6 protein-coding genes are annotated in these 17,433 nt (G+C 69.2%); 5 read left to right on the top strand and 1 reads right to left on the bottom strand.

The annotated features are described in order from the left end of the window. Window positions 1-115: 115 nt before the first annotated feature. On the top strand, window positions 116-5,407 hold the full coding sequence (locus VHA82_RS14795) for a trifunctional serine/threonine-protein kinase/ATP-binding protein/sensor histidine kinase (protein WP_325544997.1): 5,292 nt from the start codon (window positions 116-118) through the stop codon (window positions 5,405-5,407). A gap of 87 nt (window positions 5,408-5,494) precedes the next feature. After that, window positions 5,495-10,837 (top strand): trifunctional serine/threonine-protein kinase/ATP-binding protein/sensor histidine kinase, encoded by a 5,343-nt coding sequence (locus VHA82_RS14790; protein ID WP_325544995.1) that lies wholly within the window; start codon window positions 5,495-5,497, stop codon window positions 10,835-10,837. Window positions 10,838-10,920: 83 nt separating this feature from the next. Here the strand turns inward: VHA82_RS14790 and VHA82_RS14785 are convergent, their stop codons facing one another. Further along, window positions 10,921-12,066, bottom strand: a complete 1,146-nt coding sequence (locus VHA82_RS14785) for an ABC transporter substrate-binding protein (protein WP_325544993.1) — start codon at window positions 12,064-12,066, stop codon at window positions 10,921-10,923. Between the two features lie 248 nt (window positions 12,067-12,314). On the opposite strand from VHA82_RS14785, the gene VHA82_RS14780 reads away from it, so the two are divergent. The 3 genes from VHA82_RS14780 to VHA82_RS14770 are packed head-to-tail and all read left to right on the top strand — an operon-like array spanning window position 12,315 to window position 17,354. Continuing rightward, window positions 12,315-14,591 carry a type I secretion system permease/ATPase gene (locus VHA82_RS14780; protein WP_325544991.1) on the top strand — a complete coding sequence of 759 codons (2,277 nt, stop codon included), beginning with the start codon at window positions 12,315-12,317 and terminating at the stop codon, window positions 14,589-14,591. Next, entirely contained in the window at window positions 14,588-15,931 is a 1,344-nt protein-coding gene (locus VHA82_RS14775; RefSeq protein ID WP_325544988.1) for an HlyD family type I secretion periplasmic adaptor subunit, read from the top strand. Before VHA82_RS14780 ends, VHA82_RS14775 begins: the two co-directional genes overlap by 4 nt. Continuing rightward, on the top strand, window positions 15,921-17,354 hold the full coding sequence (locus VHA82_RS14770; protein WP_325544986.1) for a TolC family protein: 1,434 nt from the start codon (window positions 15,921-15,923) through the stop codon (window positions 17,352-17,354). Before VHA82_RS14775 ends, VHA82_RS14770 begins: the two co-directional genes overlap by 11 nt. Window positions 17,355-17,433: the final 79 nt, after the last annotated feature.

The following is a 17,433-nucleotide window of genomic DNA, read 5'->3' as shown; positions in this document are numbered from 1 at the left end:
GTGGACGCTCTCCTGCCCCCGCACGAGGAAGCCACCGCTGCCGCGTACGATTTACGTTCGATGCCAACAGGAGTAGTCTGCTCGACTACTGTCCGGTCCACCCCCGCTCGAACGGATGCCCGTGCGCAACCCGAAGGAAGTCGAGACCACGCGCGCGCGCGGCGCGGCGGCGCCCGACTGTCTCCACGAAAGCGCGACGACGCGCGTCTTGCGGTTCGTGGACGCATCGGGGGCGTCGCTCGTCTGCAAGGAATACCTCGGCGCCGGCGCGATCCGGCGCTTCACGCACGAACGCGACATGCTGTCCCGGCTCGCGGGCATCGAAGGCGTCGTGCAGCTCGCGGCCGTCTCGCCCCGCGCCGATCTCCTTCCGATGCGCGATGCGGGCGCGGACACGCTCGCCGAACGCCTGCGCGCCGGCCCGCTCGAAACCGACGCGCTCGTCGCGCTCGCTTTGCGGCTCGCGAGCACGCTCGCGGCCGTGCATCGCGCGGGTGTCGTTCACTGCGACATCCATCCGGCCAACGTCCTGTTGGCCGCAACGCAGGATGCCGTGCTCATCGACTTCGACCGCTCGGTCACCGCCGATCGCGAAACTTCGCCGCCGCACGAGCCGCCCCTCGCGCACACGCTCGCCTATCTCGCGCCCGAACAGACCGGCCGCACAGGCCGCGCGGTGGACCAGCGCACCGATCTCTACGCGCTGGGCGCCACGCTCTACGAGGCGGCCACCGGCCGCCTTCCTTTCGATGCGACCGATGCGCTGCAGGCGATCCACGACCATCTCGTGCGCGAGCCCCTCGCGCCGCGCCGGCTCGACCCGCGCGTTCCGGCGGCCCTGTCGGACATCATCGTGCGCCTGCTCGCCAAGGCGCCGGAGCGGCGCTACCAGAGCGCCGAAGGCCTCCTGGCCGACCTGCGGCGCCTGCAGGACGAGCCCCGGCCTGCCGATGGCGCGTTCGCCTTGGGTGAGCGCGACTTTCCCGCGCGCCTCGCGGCTCCGAAAGAGCTCGTGGCGCGCGAGCGCGAGGTAGCCTGGCTCGAGAGCGCGCTCGAGGACGCGATCTCGACGGCTCGCCGCGCCCTTCTCGTCGAAGGCGCGGCGGGCGTGGGAAAGAGCGTGCTCGCGGACCGGCTGAAGCCGCTCGCCGCCGCGCGCGGGGGCTGGTTCGTCTACGGCAAGTTCGACCAGTACCACCGCGACGCCGCCACCGGAGGCGCCGTCGTGCAGGCGCTGCGCGCGCTCGGCCGGCTGCTGCTCGCCGAGCCGAAGGAGGCGCTCGGCGAACTGCAGCAGCGCGTGCTCGCAAGACTCGGACTCGGCGCGGGGCTCATTGCGCAGCTTCCGGAATTCGCCCTGCTGCTGGGCGCGCAGCCGGCGCTGCCCGCGATCGATCCGGTGCACGCCGAAGAAAGGCTGCTGCAGGCCACGCTCGACCTGCTGGATGCGGTTGCCTCGGCGTCGCGGCCGCTCGCGATCGTGCTGGACGATCTGCAATGGGCAAGCCCCACGTCGCTGCGCACCTTCGAAGGCGTGATGACCGAGCCGCGGGCGCGGGGCTTGCTGATCGTCGGCACCTACCGCGGCAGCGAGATCGAACCCGCGCATCCGCTCGCGCGCATGCTGCCGCGCTGGCGCGAACTGCCCGCGCCCCCGCGCGAGATCGAGTTGCGCAACCTGGACGAGGCCGCGCAGCGCGAGCTGATCGCGCGCATCCTGCGCATGACGCCGCAGGCGGCGGGCGAGCTCGCCGATGCGGTCGGCGCGCTCGCCGCGGGCAACCCGTTCGAAACCGTGGAGATGCTCAATGCGTTGCGCGCCGAAGGGCTGCTGCGCATGGGAGGGCGCGGCTGGGCCGGCTGGGAATGGGACGCGACAGCGATCCGGCGCTTCGCCGGGCGCGCAAGCGTGGTGGACCTGCTTGCCGAGCGCATCGGCCGCCTGCCGCCCGCCTCGCGCGACCTGCTCGAGTGCATGAGCTGCCTCGGCGGCATGGTGGAGCTCGGCGTGCTGAAGGTCGCGGCGGGGCTGGACGAGGCCTCGCTGCAGCAGCGCCTCGGTCCCGCTTTCGACGCGGGCCTGCTGGTCGTTCAGGCCGACGACGCGGCAACCGTGCACTTCAGGCACGACCGCGTGCAGCAGGCCGTGCTCGCCACGCTCGACGCGTCGCAGCGCCAACGGCTGCATCTGAACATGGCGCGCCGCCTCGCGAGAAGCCCCGAGTTCACGCTGCACATGACGCAGCAGTACCTGGGCTCGACGCGCCTGCTCACCGATGCCGCCGAATGCCGCCGCGCGGCGAAGCTCTTTCATGCGCTCGCGCGGCAGCTCGCCGCCGCCGCGAACTATGCGCTGGCCGAGAGCTATCTCGCCGCGTCGAGCGAACTGCTCGCCGGCCTGCACGACCCGTCGGATGCGCCGCTGCGCGACGCGGTGGAAGCGGACCGCTATGCGGCGCTCTACAGCCTGGGCCGCATGGACGAGGCCGACGCGGTCTACGCGATCGTGGCGCAGCGCCTGGGCGACCCCCTCGCGCTCACGCCATCGGCACGCCTGCAGATTCGAAGCCTCGAGTTTCGCTTCCGCTCCGCCGACGCGGTGCGGCTCGGGCTCGCGCTGCTCGCGCGGCTCGGGCTCGACGTGCCCGCGGCCTTCACCGAAGCCGATACGGCAAGGCGGCTCGACGACCTCACCCGCTGGACGCGAGAAGACAAGCGAGCCGACATCGCCGAGCGCGCGCAAGCCTCGGACGCGCGCGTGCTGGCAGCGGCGGGGCTGCTGAGCCGGCTGCAGCGCTCCGGCGCGATCGTGGACCCGGGCGTGGCGGCCTGGCTGATGCGCGAAAGCCTGCGCCTGTGGACGGAACACGGGCCGTGCGCGGAGCTCGTGCTGAGTCTCTGCCGCATCGGACCGATCCTGATGGCGGCGCGCGATGACCATCGCACCGGCTACGAGGCGGCGCGGCACGTGCTCGAAGTGGGCGAGGCGCGCGGCTTCGCGGCGGACGTCCACGAGGCGCGCATCGTCTTCGCCATCAGCGCGAGCCACTGGTTCGAGCCGATCGAGCGTGCCGTGCAGCACGTGCTGCACGCGCGCGAAGGCATGCAAGGAGGCGACCCGCTCTACGTGTGCTTCAGCTACCGCGTGACCATTCCGGCCCTGCTCGATTGCGCCGCGACGCTCGCAAGCGTGGAGGCCGACATCGAGGCGAGCCACGCGCTCAGCGAACGCACGCGCAATCATCACGCATCGACCATCAACCTGACCGAACGGCAGCTGGTACGCGCACTCACGGGCGGCGCGCCCGATCTCGCTCAGCTTGCCGATCCGCCGGGCGAGGGCAACTGGCCCGCGCGCGTGAGCTCGCTGCCGATGGCGCTCTTCAACCACCATCTGCGCAACGCCCTCGTCTTCGCGCTCGCCGGCGACGCGCGGTCGCTCGCGAAGCATTCGGCGCAGGCCATGCTGCTGCGCTCGGCCATCCCGGGCTACTACACGATCTCGCATGCGTGGCTCTTCGAAGCCCTCGCCGCCGCATGGCAGTTGCAGGCCCGGCCGCTCGCGCAGGAAGCGGACGCGGTGAACCGCGCCTCGCTTGCCTCGCGCCTGCGAGCCTGCTCGGCCTGGCTCGCCGCGCGCGCGGCGGACCAGCCGATGAATTTCCTGCATCTGGCTCGCCTGGTCCAGGCCGAGGAGGCGTGGGCCGCGGGCGAGCCGTGGCAGGCGGCCGCGGCGTTCGAAGCCGCGATGGCCGAAGCGCGCGATCGCCCGAGGCCATGGCACCGCGCCCTCATCGTGGAGCGCGCCGCGTGCTTCCATCTCGCCCACGGCCTGGAGACGACGGGACAGGCCCTCATGGCCGACGCATGCGCGCAATACGAAGCCTGGGGCGCATCGGCGAAGGTGGACCAGCTCGCGCGCCGCTATCCGTGGCTGCGCATGCTCGAGCCCGCCGCGTCCGCACGGGCGCTTCGCCGCTCGGCGGCAGGCGACGGCCCGACGACGGACTCGCTGGACCTGATCGGCGTGCTGCGATCGTCCCAGGCCCTGAGTTCGGAGACCAACCTCGAGCGCCTCGCGGCGCGCGTGACCGACGTGCTGGCCGCGCTCACCGGCGCCACGCAAGTGCGTGTGTTCTCCTGGCACGACGGCGAGTGGTGGCTGCTCGCGGCCGCGCGCGAGGACCAGGCCGTCCGCCCGATCGCGATTCGCGAAGCCGCGCGCGCGGGACTCGCGCCGCTGTCGGCCTTGCGCTATGCCGAACGCACCGCGCAGCCGCTGCTCGTGGACGACGCCACGTGCGACGACCGGTTCGCGCGCGACGCGTACTTCGCGGGCATGCACGTGTGTTCGCTGCTGGTCGCGCCCATCGCGAGCCAGGGCGCCGTACGCGCCATGCTGCTCCTGGAAAACCGCCAGGGACGCGCGGCATTCAACGCGAAACGGCTGGACGCGGTGATGCTTGTGGCCGGCCAGCTCGCGGTGTCGCTCGCGAACGCGCTGCTCTACGAAAACCTGGAGGAACGCGTTCGCTCGCGCACGCGCGAGCTGGAACACACGCAGGCGCAGCTCGTGGATACCGCCCGCCGCGCGGGCAAGGCGGAGATCGCGGCCAATGTGCTGCACAACGTGGGCAACATCCTGAACAGCATCAACGTCTCGGCGAGCGTCGTGCGCCGCACGATCGGCGAGTCGCGTTCGCAGGGGCTCGCCCAGGCGGTCGATCTGCTCGCCGAGCACGCGCGCGACCTCGGCCGCTTCTTCGAGAGCGACCCGCGCGGCAAGGTCTTCCTGCAGTACCTGAGGGGCCTGGTCGAGGCGTTGCGCACGGAGCGCCAGGAGGCGCTCGCCGACCTGGACCGCGTGATTCGCAGCGTCGAGCACATCAGCTACGTGGTGGCCACGCAGCAGTCGCACACGGGCCCGTCGAGCCTGCTGGAGACCGCGCTGCCGCAGGCGTTGACGGAAGAGGCGCTTCGCATGAGTGCGCCGGCGCTGTCGCGATCGGGCGCGAGGGTGGAGCGACGCTACGAGGAAGTCTCGCCCCTGCCGCTGGACAAGCCTCGCCTGCTGCAGGTGCTCGTGAACCTCATCACGAACGCGGCGCAGGCGCTGCAGGCCGTGCCGGAAAGCTCGCGCGTCCTCACGCTGCGCACGGCAATCGTGAGCGACGAGGCCGGCAGGCGCCTGCTGATCGCCGTGGAAGATGCCGGGGAGGGCATTTCCGCGGAGAACCTGAAGCTGCTCTTCGCCCACGGCTTCACCACCCGCAAGGAGGGCCACGGATTCGGCCTGCACAGCAGCGCGCTCGCGGCGATGGAGATGGGCGGCCGCCTCGTCGCGCACAGCGACGGCCCGGGGCGCGGCGCGATCTTCACGCTGGAGTTGCCGGCGGGCGCGCGATAGCAAAGGCTTCGAAGGGATTGCCGCCGCCTGCGCGCGCTAGTAACCTGCACACCCACAGAGCCGCCGCCTATCGACCGCACCCGCGAGATGCCCACCACCTCCATCGACGGCGCCCCCGCGGCACCGGGCATTCCCGCAGGCGACGACCTCTATGCCAGCGACACCGCGCGGGTGTATCGCGTGCGCGACGGCGCGCCTGCGGGCACGATCGTGTACAAGGAGTTCCTCGGCCCCGATGCGCTGGCGCGCCATCGCAACGAGCACGGCACGCTGCAGCGCCTGGCAGGGATCGGGGGCGTGGCGCAACTCGCCCCGGTCCCACCGCGCGAGGGCATTCTCGCGCTCGCCGACTGCGGCGGCGAGACCCTCTCGCAGTCGCTGCGAGGCACCCGCTTCGATGCGGCGCGGGTGATCGCGCTCGCCACTCGCCTCGCGCGGACACTGGCGGACGTGCATCGCGCGGGCGTCATCCACCGCGACATCAATCCGTCCAACATCATGCTCGCCTCGCACGGCGAGCCGGTGCTGATCGACTTCGACCTGGCCGTCGCGGCCGACCACCCGACGGCCGCCCTGCCCGACGGCCGCATCGCCGGCACGCTCGCCTACCTCGCGCCCGAACAGACGGGACGCACCGGCCGCCCGGTGGACCAGCGCGCCGACCTCTATGCGCTCGGTGCGACGCTCTACGAGATGGCGACCGGCAAGTTGCCGTTCGACGACGAGGATGCGCTGCAGCTCATCCACGACCATCTCACGCGAGTGCCCGTCGCGCCCTGCGAGCTCGACGCGGACATCCCGCTCGGGCTCTCCGACATCATCCTGCGCCTGCTCGCCAAGGCGCCGGAGCAGCGCTATCAGAGCGCGGAGGGCCTGCTGCACGACCTGCTCAAGCTGCGCGCCGAGCTCGACGCCGCAGGCGAGGGCATCTTCGAGCTGGGCGAACGCGATTTCCCGCTGCGGCTGGAGCCGCCGGGCGAACTGGTCGGCCGCAGCACCGAGATGGCGATGCTGCGCAAGGCCTTGGCCGACGCGGTGGCCACGGATCGCCGCGCGGTGCTGATCGAAGGCGCGGCCGGTGTCGGCAAGACCGCCCTCATCGGCCGGCTCGTCCCGCTCGTCACCGAATCGGGCGGCTGGTTCGTGCAAGGGAAGTTCGACCCGTACCAGCGCGAAGGCGCGACGGGCGGCGGCGTCACGCAGGCGCTGCGTGCGCTCGGGCGCCTGCTGCTCACCCTGCCTCGGGCGGAACTGTCGGCGCGGCGCCGTCGCATCACGCACGGGCTCGGCCGCGGCGCGGCCCTCATCGCACGCTGGCTGCCGGAATTCGCGCTCCTGATCGGCTCGCAGCCCGAGGCGCCCGAGGCCGACCCGCGGCAGGCCGGATCGCAGCTGCACCAGGCGATCGTCGACCTGCTCGGCGCGATCGTCTCGCCCGAGCAGCCGCTCGTGATCGCGCTGGACGACCTGCAGTGGGCCGGGCCGCAGTCGCTCAGGGCCTTCTCACGGCTCATGAATGCGCCGGGCCTGCAGGGGCTGCTGCTGATCGGCGCCTACCGGCCCGAGGACGTCGACACCGGCCAGGAGCTCGCGCCCGTCCTTGCGAACTGGCGCGCGCAGCCGCAGCCGCCCGCGCACATCCGGCTCGCGAACCTCGACGCCGAAGGCATGGGCGAGCTGATCGCGCGGATGCTCAGGCTTTCGCGCGTGAACGCGAACGAGCTCGCGCGCGCCGTGGGCGCGTTCACGAACGGCAATCCGTTCGACACGGTGGAGATGGTCAACGCGCTGCGCCACGAAGGCGTGCTGCGCCTGGCCGAGCCGGGCTGGCAATGGGACGAGCAGCAGGTGCGCCGCTTCGTCGGGCGCGGCAATGTCGTGGACCTGCTTGCCGCGCGCATCGAACGCCTGCCCGCCGCCGCGCGCGAATTGCTGGAATGCATGAGCTGCCTCGGCAACGCGGTGGAAACGAGGCTGCTCGCCGCGGTGGCGGGCCTCGGGGAAGCCGACCTGGAAGAGCGCCTGCGGCCCGCGATCGAAGACGGGCTGGTCGTCGCCGCGCACACGGAAGGCGTGCCGATCGTGCAGTTTCGCCACGACCGCGTGCAGCAGGCCACCCTCGGCTCGATGCGCGGGCGCGCGCGCGACGAGCGCCAGCTCGCCATGGCGCGCCGGCTCGCGCCGGACGCCACCTTCGAGGCCGAAGCCGCCGAACAGTACTTCAGCTGCGTCGGCCTGCTCGATGCCCCGCAGGAGCGGCGGGTCGCGGCGCGCCTCTTTCACGGGCTCGCGCGCAAGCTGCTGGGCGCCGCGCGCTATCCGCTCGCCGAAAGATACCTGGACGAGGCCGCGCGCCTCATCGCGGTGGCGCTCGAGATGCCCGATGCCGAGGACGGGCGCGACGACGACGCACAGCTTCGCGCCGCGATCGACGTGAGCCGCCATGCCGCGCTCTACAGCCTCGGGCGGCTCGACGACGCCGACCCGCTGCACGCGGCCATCGAGGCGCACACGTCCGATCCGCTCGAACTCGTCGAGCCCGCGTGCCTGCAGATGCGAAGCCTCTTCATGCGCGGGCGTTCGGACGACGCGAAGCGTCTCGGCTCGGGCCTGCTCGTGCGCCTCGGGCTTGCCGTGCCCGCGGACTACGCGGCGGACGACACGGCGCGCAGGCTCGATGCGATCAGCGACTGGATCGCGGGCGAAAGCGGGCTGGACCACGCGCTTCGCCCGCAGATCGAGGACGGCCGGCTGCTTGCGATCGCCAAGCTCCTGAGCCGCATGGCGCGGCCCGCGTTCTTCTCGGCGGACACGAAGGCGTTCGTCTGGCTGATGCTCGAAAGCCAGCGTCTCTGGGCCGAGCACGGCGCCTGCCAGGAACTGGTCGCGAGCCTCGGCCGCATGGGAGGCGTCATGATCGGGCTGCGCGGTGACTATCGCGCCGCCTTCGAAATCACGCGGCATGTGCTGCAAGTGGGCGAGGCGCTCGGCTACGAACCCCAGACATCCGAAGCCCGCGGCATGTACGCGGGCACCGCCTGCCACTGGTTCGAGCCCCTCGAGACCACGTTCCATCATGCGAAGCGCGCCTACGAGGGCATGCAGGCCGCGGGAGATCTCTCGTACGCGTGCTACGTCCATCGCGCGGTCGTGCTCACCCTGCTCGATCTCGCGCCCACGCTCGACACCTGCGACGCCGAGGTGGAAGCCGGCCTCGCCCTGTGCGCACGCACGGGCAACATCCATGCGGCCGCGCTGCACGAGTGCGACGCGCAGCTGCTGCGCTCGCTTCGCGGGCCCGCGCCTCTCCAGGCGCAAGGCACACCGGGCGCGGCATTCGACGAAGACGCTTTCCTCGAACGCGCGGGCGGCTTTCCGCAGGTGCTGCTTTCCTGGTCGGCGCGCCAGGCGATGCGCGCCCTCATCATGGGCGAGCTGGACACGCTCGAACGTCATGCCGACCGCGCCCTTTCGCTCATCGAAAGCATCCCGGGCTACTACATGGCCGTGCATGTGCACCTGGCCGTGGCGCTGGCGCGCGCGTGGCGAGTGCACGCGGACGCCTCGACCGGTGCGGCACAGCGTCTCGCCGAGCTCGAGGCGAGTCGCGCGTGGCTTGCCGCCCGAGCGGCGGACCAGCCGTACAACTTCGCGCACCTGCTTCGGCTCGTGGAGGCGGAAGAGGCCTGGGCGCGCGGCGACCTGTGGAAAGCGGGCGCGATGTTCGATGCGGCGGTGCTCGAGGCCGAGACGCGCGCGCGGCCCTGGCATCGCGCGCTGATCATGGAGCGCGCGGGCCTCTTCCTGCGTGCACGGGGGCTCGCGCGCCTGGGCCTCGGGCTGCTGGCCGAAGCCCGCGACGAATACCAGGCCTGGGGCGCTGTCGCGAAGGTGGCGCGGATGGTGGAAGAACACGCGTTGGCAGGCCATGCCGCGGCGAGCCGCAGGCGGCGGCTGCCCGCGACGACTTCCGCGGGCCGCAGCGGCGGCGTGTCGTCCGATGCGCTCGACCTGATGGGCGTGCTGCGCGCCTCGCAGGCGCTCAGCTCCGAAACGAGCCTGGAGCGGCTCGCGGCGCGGGTGACACAGGTACTCGCCGCGCTCACGGGCGCGACCAAGGTGCTGGTGCTCGCCTGCAACGACGACCAGTGGTGGCTGCTCGCGCCCGCGCCGGGGGAATCGTCGGTGCCCGTCGCGCAAGCCGGCGAGCGCGGGCTGTTGCCGCTGTCGGCATTCGGCTATGCGGAGCGCACGCGACAGCCGCTGCTCGTGGACAATGCGCTGTCGGACGAACGCTTCGCGCGCGATCCGTACTTCGCCGGCGTGCCGCTTTGTTCGCTGCTCGCGGCGCCCATCGCGGGCCAGAGCGCCACGCGCGCGATGCTCCTGCTCGAAAACCGCCAGGGACGCGCGGCGTTCAACGCCGAGCGGCTCGACGCGGTGATGCTGATCGCCGGCCAGCTTGCCGTGTCGCTCGCCAACGCACAGCTCTACGAGAGCCTGGAGCAGCGAGTACGCATGCGAACGCGCGAGCTGGAGCAGATTCAGGCGCAGCTCGTCACCACCGCGCGCCGCGCGGGCAAGGCCGAGATCGCGGCCAACGTGCTGCACAACGTCGGCAACGTGCTCAACAGCATCAACGTCTCGGCCGGGGTCATGCGCACGACCATCGGCAATTCGCGGATCGACGGATTGCGCCGCGCCGTCGCGCTCCTGAACGCGCACGAGGGCGACCTCGCCGAATTCATGGGACCCCGCGGGCAGGGCAAGGCCCTCCTCGACTACCTGAACGATCTGGTGGAGGCGCTCGGCGAGGAGCGGCGGGAGATGCTCGGCGATCTCGATCGCCTCGTCTCGAGCGTGGACCACGTGAGCTACATCGTTGCCACGCAGCAGTCGCACGCGGGACCTTCGAGCCTGCAGGAGATCGCGCGGCCGCAGGAGCTCCTGGAGGAGGCGCTGCGCATGAGCGGCGAGACCATCGCGCGCTGCGAGGTCGAGGTGGTTCGCCGCTACGAGCACGTGCCCGCCACCGCGCTGGACAAGCCGAGGCTCTTGCAGATCCTCGTGAACCTGATCGGCAACGCGGCGCAGGCGATGGAGGACACGCCCGCCCGGCCGCGCAGGCTCACGCTCGCGAGCGCGCTCGTGCGCGACGCGGACGGCGAGCGGCTGCGCATCACCGTGCAGGACGAAGGCGAGGGCATCGCGCCCGAGCACCTGGGGCGTCTCTTCGCGCACGGCTTCACCACGCGCAAGAGCGGGCACGGCTTCGGCCTGCACAGCAGCGCGCTCGCGGCCCTGGAGATGGGCGGCAAACTCACGGCGCACAGCGAAGGCCGCGGGCGCGGCGCGATGTTCGCGCTGGAGGTGCCGTTCGCGCGCGGCGGGTGGGACGATGCGTCGGGCCGGGCGTCCGCGCCGGCCTGAACGAGTCCCGCCGCCGACTCTGGCCGAGGAGCTTCCTGCTCCCTACCCCAGAGGAAGAGGGAGCAAAGCTACCGCGCAGGCTCTCAGCGAACGATCTTGCCGTCCGCCCTGATGGTCACGAGGTCGATGGCGCGGATGGAGTCGCGCGGGCCCGCGCGCAGGTTGATGCGAAAGCCGCCGATGTCGTAGTCGGTCATGGTGCCCATGGCCTTCTGAAGCGACGGCTTGTCCCACTTGCCCCCGGACCGGCGCACGGCCTCGGCCAGCGCCTTGGCTGCGATGTAGCCTTCCAGACTCTCGTACGTCGGCGCCAGGTCGGAGGTGTCGAGCGCGGCCAGATACTCTTTCACGATCGGCATGGCCGACTGGCGAGGCGAGGGCACCACCTGCGACACCACCACGCCGCCGATGTCCTTGCCGAGCGCGGAGAAGAGCGGGTCGATGCCGACGACCGAGAAGTTCAGGAAGGTGCCGACGTAGCCCGCCTTGCGCATTCTGCGGATGAAGGCGGCGCTCGTGTTGAAGAGCGACACCTGGATCACGGCTTGCGGCTGCGCCTTCATGATCTCCGCGACGGCGCCATTCACCTTGTCGCTGTTCACCGGCACCACCGCGCTCGCGACGAGCGGCGGCAGCTTCAGCTCCGCCATCGCCTGCTGCACGGCCACCAGGCCCGCCTTGCCCATGGCGTCGTCCTCCGCCACCATCGCGAGCCGATTCATGCCGATCGTCGCGCAGTGGCGCACCATCTTGAATGCCTCGTCCGACATGCTGGGCCGCACGTTGAACACATTGGTCACCGAGTGATCGCGCAGCCGGTCGGAAGCGGCGAAGGGCGCGAAGAGCAGCGAGTTCATCTGCGTCGCCACCTCCGCGCCGGCATCGCTGCTGCCGGTGCCCACGAACCCGAAGAGGAGGTCCGCGCCGTCGGCGAGCAGCTTCTTCGCATTGGCTGCCGCCTTCTCCGGGCTGTAGCCGTCGTCCATCTGACGCAGCTCGAAAGTCCAGCCGGGGTTGTCCTTGCGCTCGTTGAACGCGTCGAAATAAAGCTTCGAGCCGCCGGCGAAGGCCAGGCCGATCAGGTCGGCGGCGCCGGTGAGCGGCACCGATTGTCCGAGGACGAATTTGCGCGGCGGCGCGGCCCGGGCCCAGGCGAGCGGCGCACCGACGAGCGCCGCCGCAGCCGCGCAAGCGCTCAATAGCGACCTGCGATTCTTGATCAAAGGCATTTCGTTCTCCGCGTCGCGCCTCGACGGAGGCGCTGAAGAAATCAAGATATGAAGCGGAGCGCGCCTTTACCACATACCAACGTATATCCAAGCGGCCTAAGCCGTGAGGATGACGAAGCTTCACGCGATCTGACGTACAAATTTGAAAGGAGAAGACGGTATCTCTCCGATCGTTTCTCTCCGATCGTTCGCCGGCACGCTCCAACAAAGCTCCAGCGCGTCTCAAAGCAACTGAACTTTCAACGACGATGAACGAAAGAAGTATCGAGCTGGTCGGCTCGCCCAGGCAGAGCGCGAGCGACGCTCAATCGGCGAGCGGCGCGCCCCACGACAGCGGCCTCTTCTGCCTCGTCATGCTGGCGAACTTCCACGGCATTGCCGCGGACCCCGCCAAACTGTTGCACGAGTACGGCGACGAGCCCTTCACCGTGCCTCGGATACTGCTTGCGGCGCAGGGCCTCAAGATGAAGGGCAAGGAAGTGGAGCAGCTGGTCGAGCGCCTCGACAAGGCTCCATTGCCCGCCATTGCCCTCGGCAAGGACGGCAAGTTCTTCATCCTGGCTCGCTACACGCCCGCGACGTCGCCCGCGTCCGCCGCTTCGGCCGACGGACTGGGCGCGCCTGTGGCTATCGACGCCAAAGGCACGCCGGCCAAGGTGCTCATCCAGCGCCCCGGCGAGCCGCCGGAAACGCAAAGCCTGCCCGAGTTCATGGAGGGCTGGTCCGGGCGCCTCGTCTTCCTGACTTCCAAGGCCAATTACGCGGGAGAGGTCGCCAATTTCGATTTCACCTGGTTCATTCCCGCAGTCGTGAAATACCGCAAGCTGCTGGGCGAAATCCTGCTGATCTCGCTCGTGCTGCAGATCATCGGGCTGGTCACGCCGCTTTTCTTCCAGGTCGTGATGGACAAGGTTCTCACCAATCACGCGATGAAGACACTCAACGTGATCGCGGTGGGGCTGGTGTGCGCCACATTGTTCGACGCCGCATTGACGGGGCTCAGGACCTACGTCTTCGCCAATACGAGCAGCAAGATCGACGTCGAACTGGGAGCCAGGCTGTTTCGGCACCTGCTCGGTTTGCCGACGGCGTATTTTCAGGCGCGCCGCGTGGGCGACTCGGTGGCGCGCATCAGAGAGCTCGAGAACATCCGCTCCTTCCTCACGGGCAACGGCATCACCGTCGTGCTCGACTTGTTGTTTTCGGTGGTGTTTCTCGCGGTCATGTACTGGTACAGCCCCCTGCTCACCGTCGTGGTGCTGCTGTCCATCCCGGCTTACGCACTGATTTCGCTCGTGTTCACGCCGATGATCCGGGCGCGCCTGAACGAGAAGTTCAACCGCGGGGCCGAGAACCAGTCCTTCCTCGTGGAAACCATCGCCGGCATCGACACGGTCAAGGCCATGGCCGTGGAGCCGCGCTGGGTGCGCAAGTGGGAGCAGCAACTCGCCTCCTACGTGGCGGCGGGGCTGTCGGTCAACAACATCGGCGTGCTGGCCGGCGGCGGCGTGACCTTGGTCAGCAAACTCGTGACCGCCTGCATCATGTGGATTGGCGCCACGCTCGTGATCGATGGCAAGCTGTCGGTCGGTCAGCTGATCGCCTTCAACATGTTCGCCGGGCAGGTGTCCGGGCCCATCCTGCGTCTCGCGCAGTTGTGGAACGACTTCCAGCAGGTGGGCATTTCGATGAGCCGCCTGGGCGACATTCTCAATGCCAGGCGAGAGGTGGAGGGAGAAAAGACGCGGATTCCCCGGTTGACGGGCTCCATCGAATTCGACCAGGTGTCGTTTCGCTACCGCCCGGACGCGCCCGACGTTCTGCGGGCGGTGAACCTGCTCATTCAGCCCGGCGAGGTGATCGGCATCGTGGGACGCTCGGGCTCGGGCAAATCCACCCTGACGAAGCTGATACAGCGACTGTACGTCCCGGACCGCGGCCGGGTTCTGGTGGATGGGCAGGACATATCGATCATCGACACCACTTCCTTCAGGCACCAGATCGGCGTGGTTCTGCAGGAAAACAATCTCTTCAACCGCTCCATTCGCGACAACATCGCCTTGACCAATCCGGTGTTGCCCATCGAGGCGGTCATCGGCGCCGCCAAGCTGGCGGGAGCGCACGAGTTCATCTGCGAGTTGCCCGACGGATACGACACCATGGTGGGCGAGCACGGCACGGGCCTGTCGGGCGGGCAACGCCAACGGATCGCCATCGCCCGGGCGCTCATCGGCAATCCGCGGATTCTGATCTTCGACGAGGCGACGTCGGCACTGGATTACGAATCCGAAAGCATCATCCAGGACAACATGCGCGAGATCTGCAGGGGCCGGACGGTGGTGATCATCGCTCACCGGCTGTCGGCCGTGCGCGACGCGAACCGCATCGTCGTCGTGGAGCGAGGACAAATCGCGGAATCGGGCAGCCACGATGAGTTGCTGAGAAATCCCGACGGCATCTACGCCCACCTGTACCGGCTGCAGATGGGCATGGAACGCAGCGCGCCGGTGCGGGAGGCAGCATGAGTCTGAAATATCGTGCCCAGGCCTATGCCGAGCTGTGGCGGCGGTACAGGAACATCTTTGCGCACTACTGGGCGCAGCGCGAGCAGCTCAGCGGAAAGTTGCTGAACGAGCACGAGGCGGAATTTCTCCCCGCCGCGTTGTCTTTGCAGAGCATGCCGGTGTCCCCTGTGGGGCGGCTCGTCGCCAAGGTGCTCATGTCCATCGTCGCCGCCTTGCTGATCTGGTCCGTGGTCGGCAAGATGGACATCGTCGTGAATGCAAGGGGAAAGGTCATCCCCAGCGGCAACACCAAGGCGATCGCCTCGGTGGATGTGGCGAGCGTGCGCGCCTTGTATGTCGAAGACGGCCAGCCCGTGAAGGCCGGCGAGGTGCTGATGGAGCTCGACTCCAGCGCGCAGGACGCCGAGCACGACAAGGCGTCCGGCGACCAGAGTGTCGCGCTCCTGCAGGCGGCGCGCGCCAAGGCCCTGATCGCGGCCATCGACACCGGGATGCCTGCGCGCCTGCCTCCGGTGGCGCAGGCTTCGCCGGAGCAGTGGCGCGAAGCCCAGGCGCACCTGCAGAGCCAGTGCCAGGACTTCTACGCCAGGCTGAAGCGCATCGACGGCGAAATCGACTACTTCAAGGAAGCGTTGCCGCTCGCGACTCGGCGCGCCGACGACTTCAAGCAGCTGCGCCTCACCAACGACGTCTCCGAGCACGCCTGGATCGAAAAGGAACAGGCGCGCATGGACATCGCCCGGCAGCTGTCGGATGCGCGCAATCAGCGAAGCGCATTGATCGGTGAAACGCGGCGCACCGCCTACGAGCAGATGACCGAGGGGTACAAGGTCGCCGCGGCTTCCGAGCAGGATGCGCTGCGCTCGGGGACGCGCAGCAAGCTGCTGAAGCTGACGGCGCCCGTGAACGGCACGGTGCAGCAACTGAACGTGCACACGGTGGGCGGCGTGGTGCCGGCGGCGACGACGCTGATGCTCATCGTGCCCGAGAGCAAACGCGTGGAGGTCACCGCATTCATCGAAAACAAGGATGTCGGGTTCGTGTTCGACGGGCAGGCGGCGGAGGTGAAGGTCGATGCCTTTCCCTACACCAAATACGGCACGGCAAGCGGCCGGGTGACCCACGTTTCGCGCGATGCGATCGAAGACAAGGACAAGGGACTTCTCTATGAAGTGACCGTGACCCTCGACAAGACCACCATGGACATCGACGGAAGGCCGATGAACCTGTCCCCCGGCATGTCCGTCGATGTGGAGATCAAGACCGGCGACCGTCGCATCATCGAGTACGTGCTGAGCCCACTGCAGCAGCACGCGCGGGAGAGCTTGAATGAGCGCTAGAACCGTCCTGCTTGCGGTCGGGTTCGTGTCGTGCGCGCGCGCTCTTGCCGCGACACCGTTTCAGCTGGATCTTCCGCTTCGGGATCCCTTGCAGGGAACGAGCCCGCCCGTGCTCGAATCGGGCGCGACACTGCCCGGCGAAATCGCGCCGGTCCCCTGCCCCGCCGGCGAGGCTTTCGCGCTGCCGCTGGGGCTTGGCGAAGCCGTCGATCTGGCCCTGTGCAACAACCCGCAGATCAAGGCGGCCTGGGCGAACATCAAGGTTCAGGCCGGTGCGCTGGGCGAGGCGCGCGCTGCCTACTTGCCCACGCTGTCGGCAACGATCAACCGCCTGAACACGCACAACAGCTACCCGGACTCGGCGCTTCCCGGCAACACGAATCTCGGCACGACCGCCAGCGCGACGCTGAACTGGCGGCTGTTCGATTTCGGTGGCCGGCAGGCGAATCGGGAGGCGGCCAACCGCCTTCTGATCGCGGCGATCGCGAGTCATGACGCCGCTCTTCAGAAGACGCTGACCGGCGTGATTCAAGCGTACTTCGACGCGCAGACGGCACAGGCGACCGCGCAGGCGAAAGAACGCAACGAAACGATCGCCAGGAGCACGCTGGACAGCACGACGCGTCGCGCCTCGCGCGGCGTGGCCGCGCGCAGCGACACCTTGCAGGCCACCACGGCGCTGGCCAAGGTCACTCTCGAAAGGAATCGGGCGCGGGGCACGTATCAAAAGGCGCTGGCCGTTCTGGCAACGTCCCTCGGCATCTCGCCCGGCACACGGATCGTGCTGGCCGACGACGTGAAAGACGGGGAGAGCAACGGCGACAACAGGAGTCTGCAGGACTGGATGGACATCGCGGAGCAGTCGCACCCGGCCATTCGCGCGGCCCGCGCGGAATGGGAAGCCAGCCTGCAGAAGGTCGAGGTCACGCGGTCGGAAGGCATGCCGACGCTCGACTTTTCGCTCAATCACTACAAGAACGGCTTTCCGAATCAGGGCGTGTCGTCCTCGCAATCGCGGCAAACGACGTTCGGTGTTTCGGTCTCGATCCCGCTCTTCGACGGATTCTCGCGCACCTACAAGATCAAAGGCGCCCAGGCACAGGCAGAGCAGCGCGAGGCGCAGTTGCAGGACACGCAGCAAAACGTTCTCATGGAGCTGGTGAAGGCGCATGCGGACGCGAGCTTCGCGCTGGACAACCTGCAGGCCTCGGAACAGCTCCTCATGGCGGCACAGGAATCGCTGGACACCTTGCGGCGCAAGTACGAGGGGGGAGCGGCGGACATTCTGGAGATCCTCAGTGCGCAGATGGCACTGTCCGATGCGCAGGAAGAACGCATTCGCAGCCTGTCGGAGTGGCGTTCGTCGCGCCTTCGGCTGCTCGCGAGCGCGGGAGTGATGAATCGATCGGCGGCCGGGCGATGAGATTGGGCTTCCCCCTAGACGAATGGCTAGGTTGCGACCCATGGCAGGCGGACGGAAGATGGCAAGAAACGGGGAAAGG

It is taken from the genome of Ramlibacter sp. (assembly GCF_035548915.1).
GTDB lineage: Bacteria > Pseudomonadota > Gammaproteobacteria > Burkholderiales > Burkholderiaceae_C > Ramlibacter.
The sequence above is the reverse complement of the archived record's forward strand: the minus strand, read 5'-3'. Positions and strand labels throughout refer to the sequence as shown.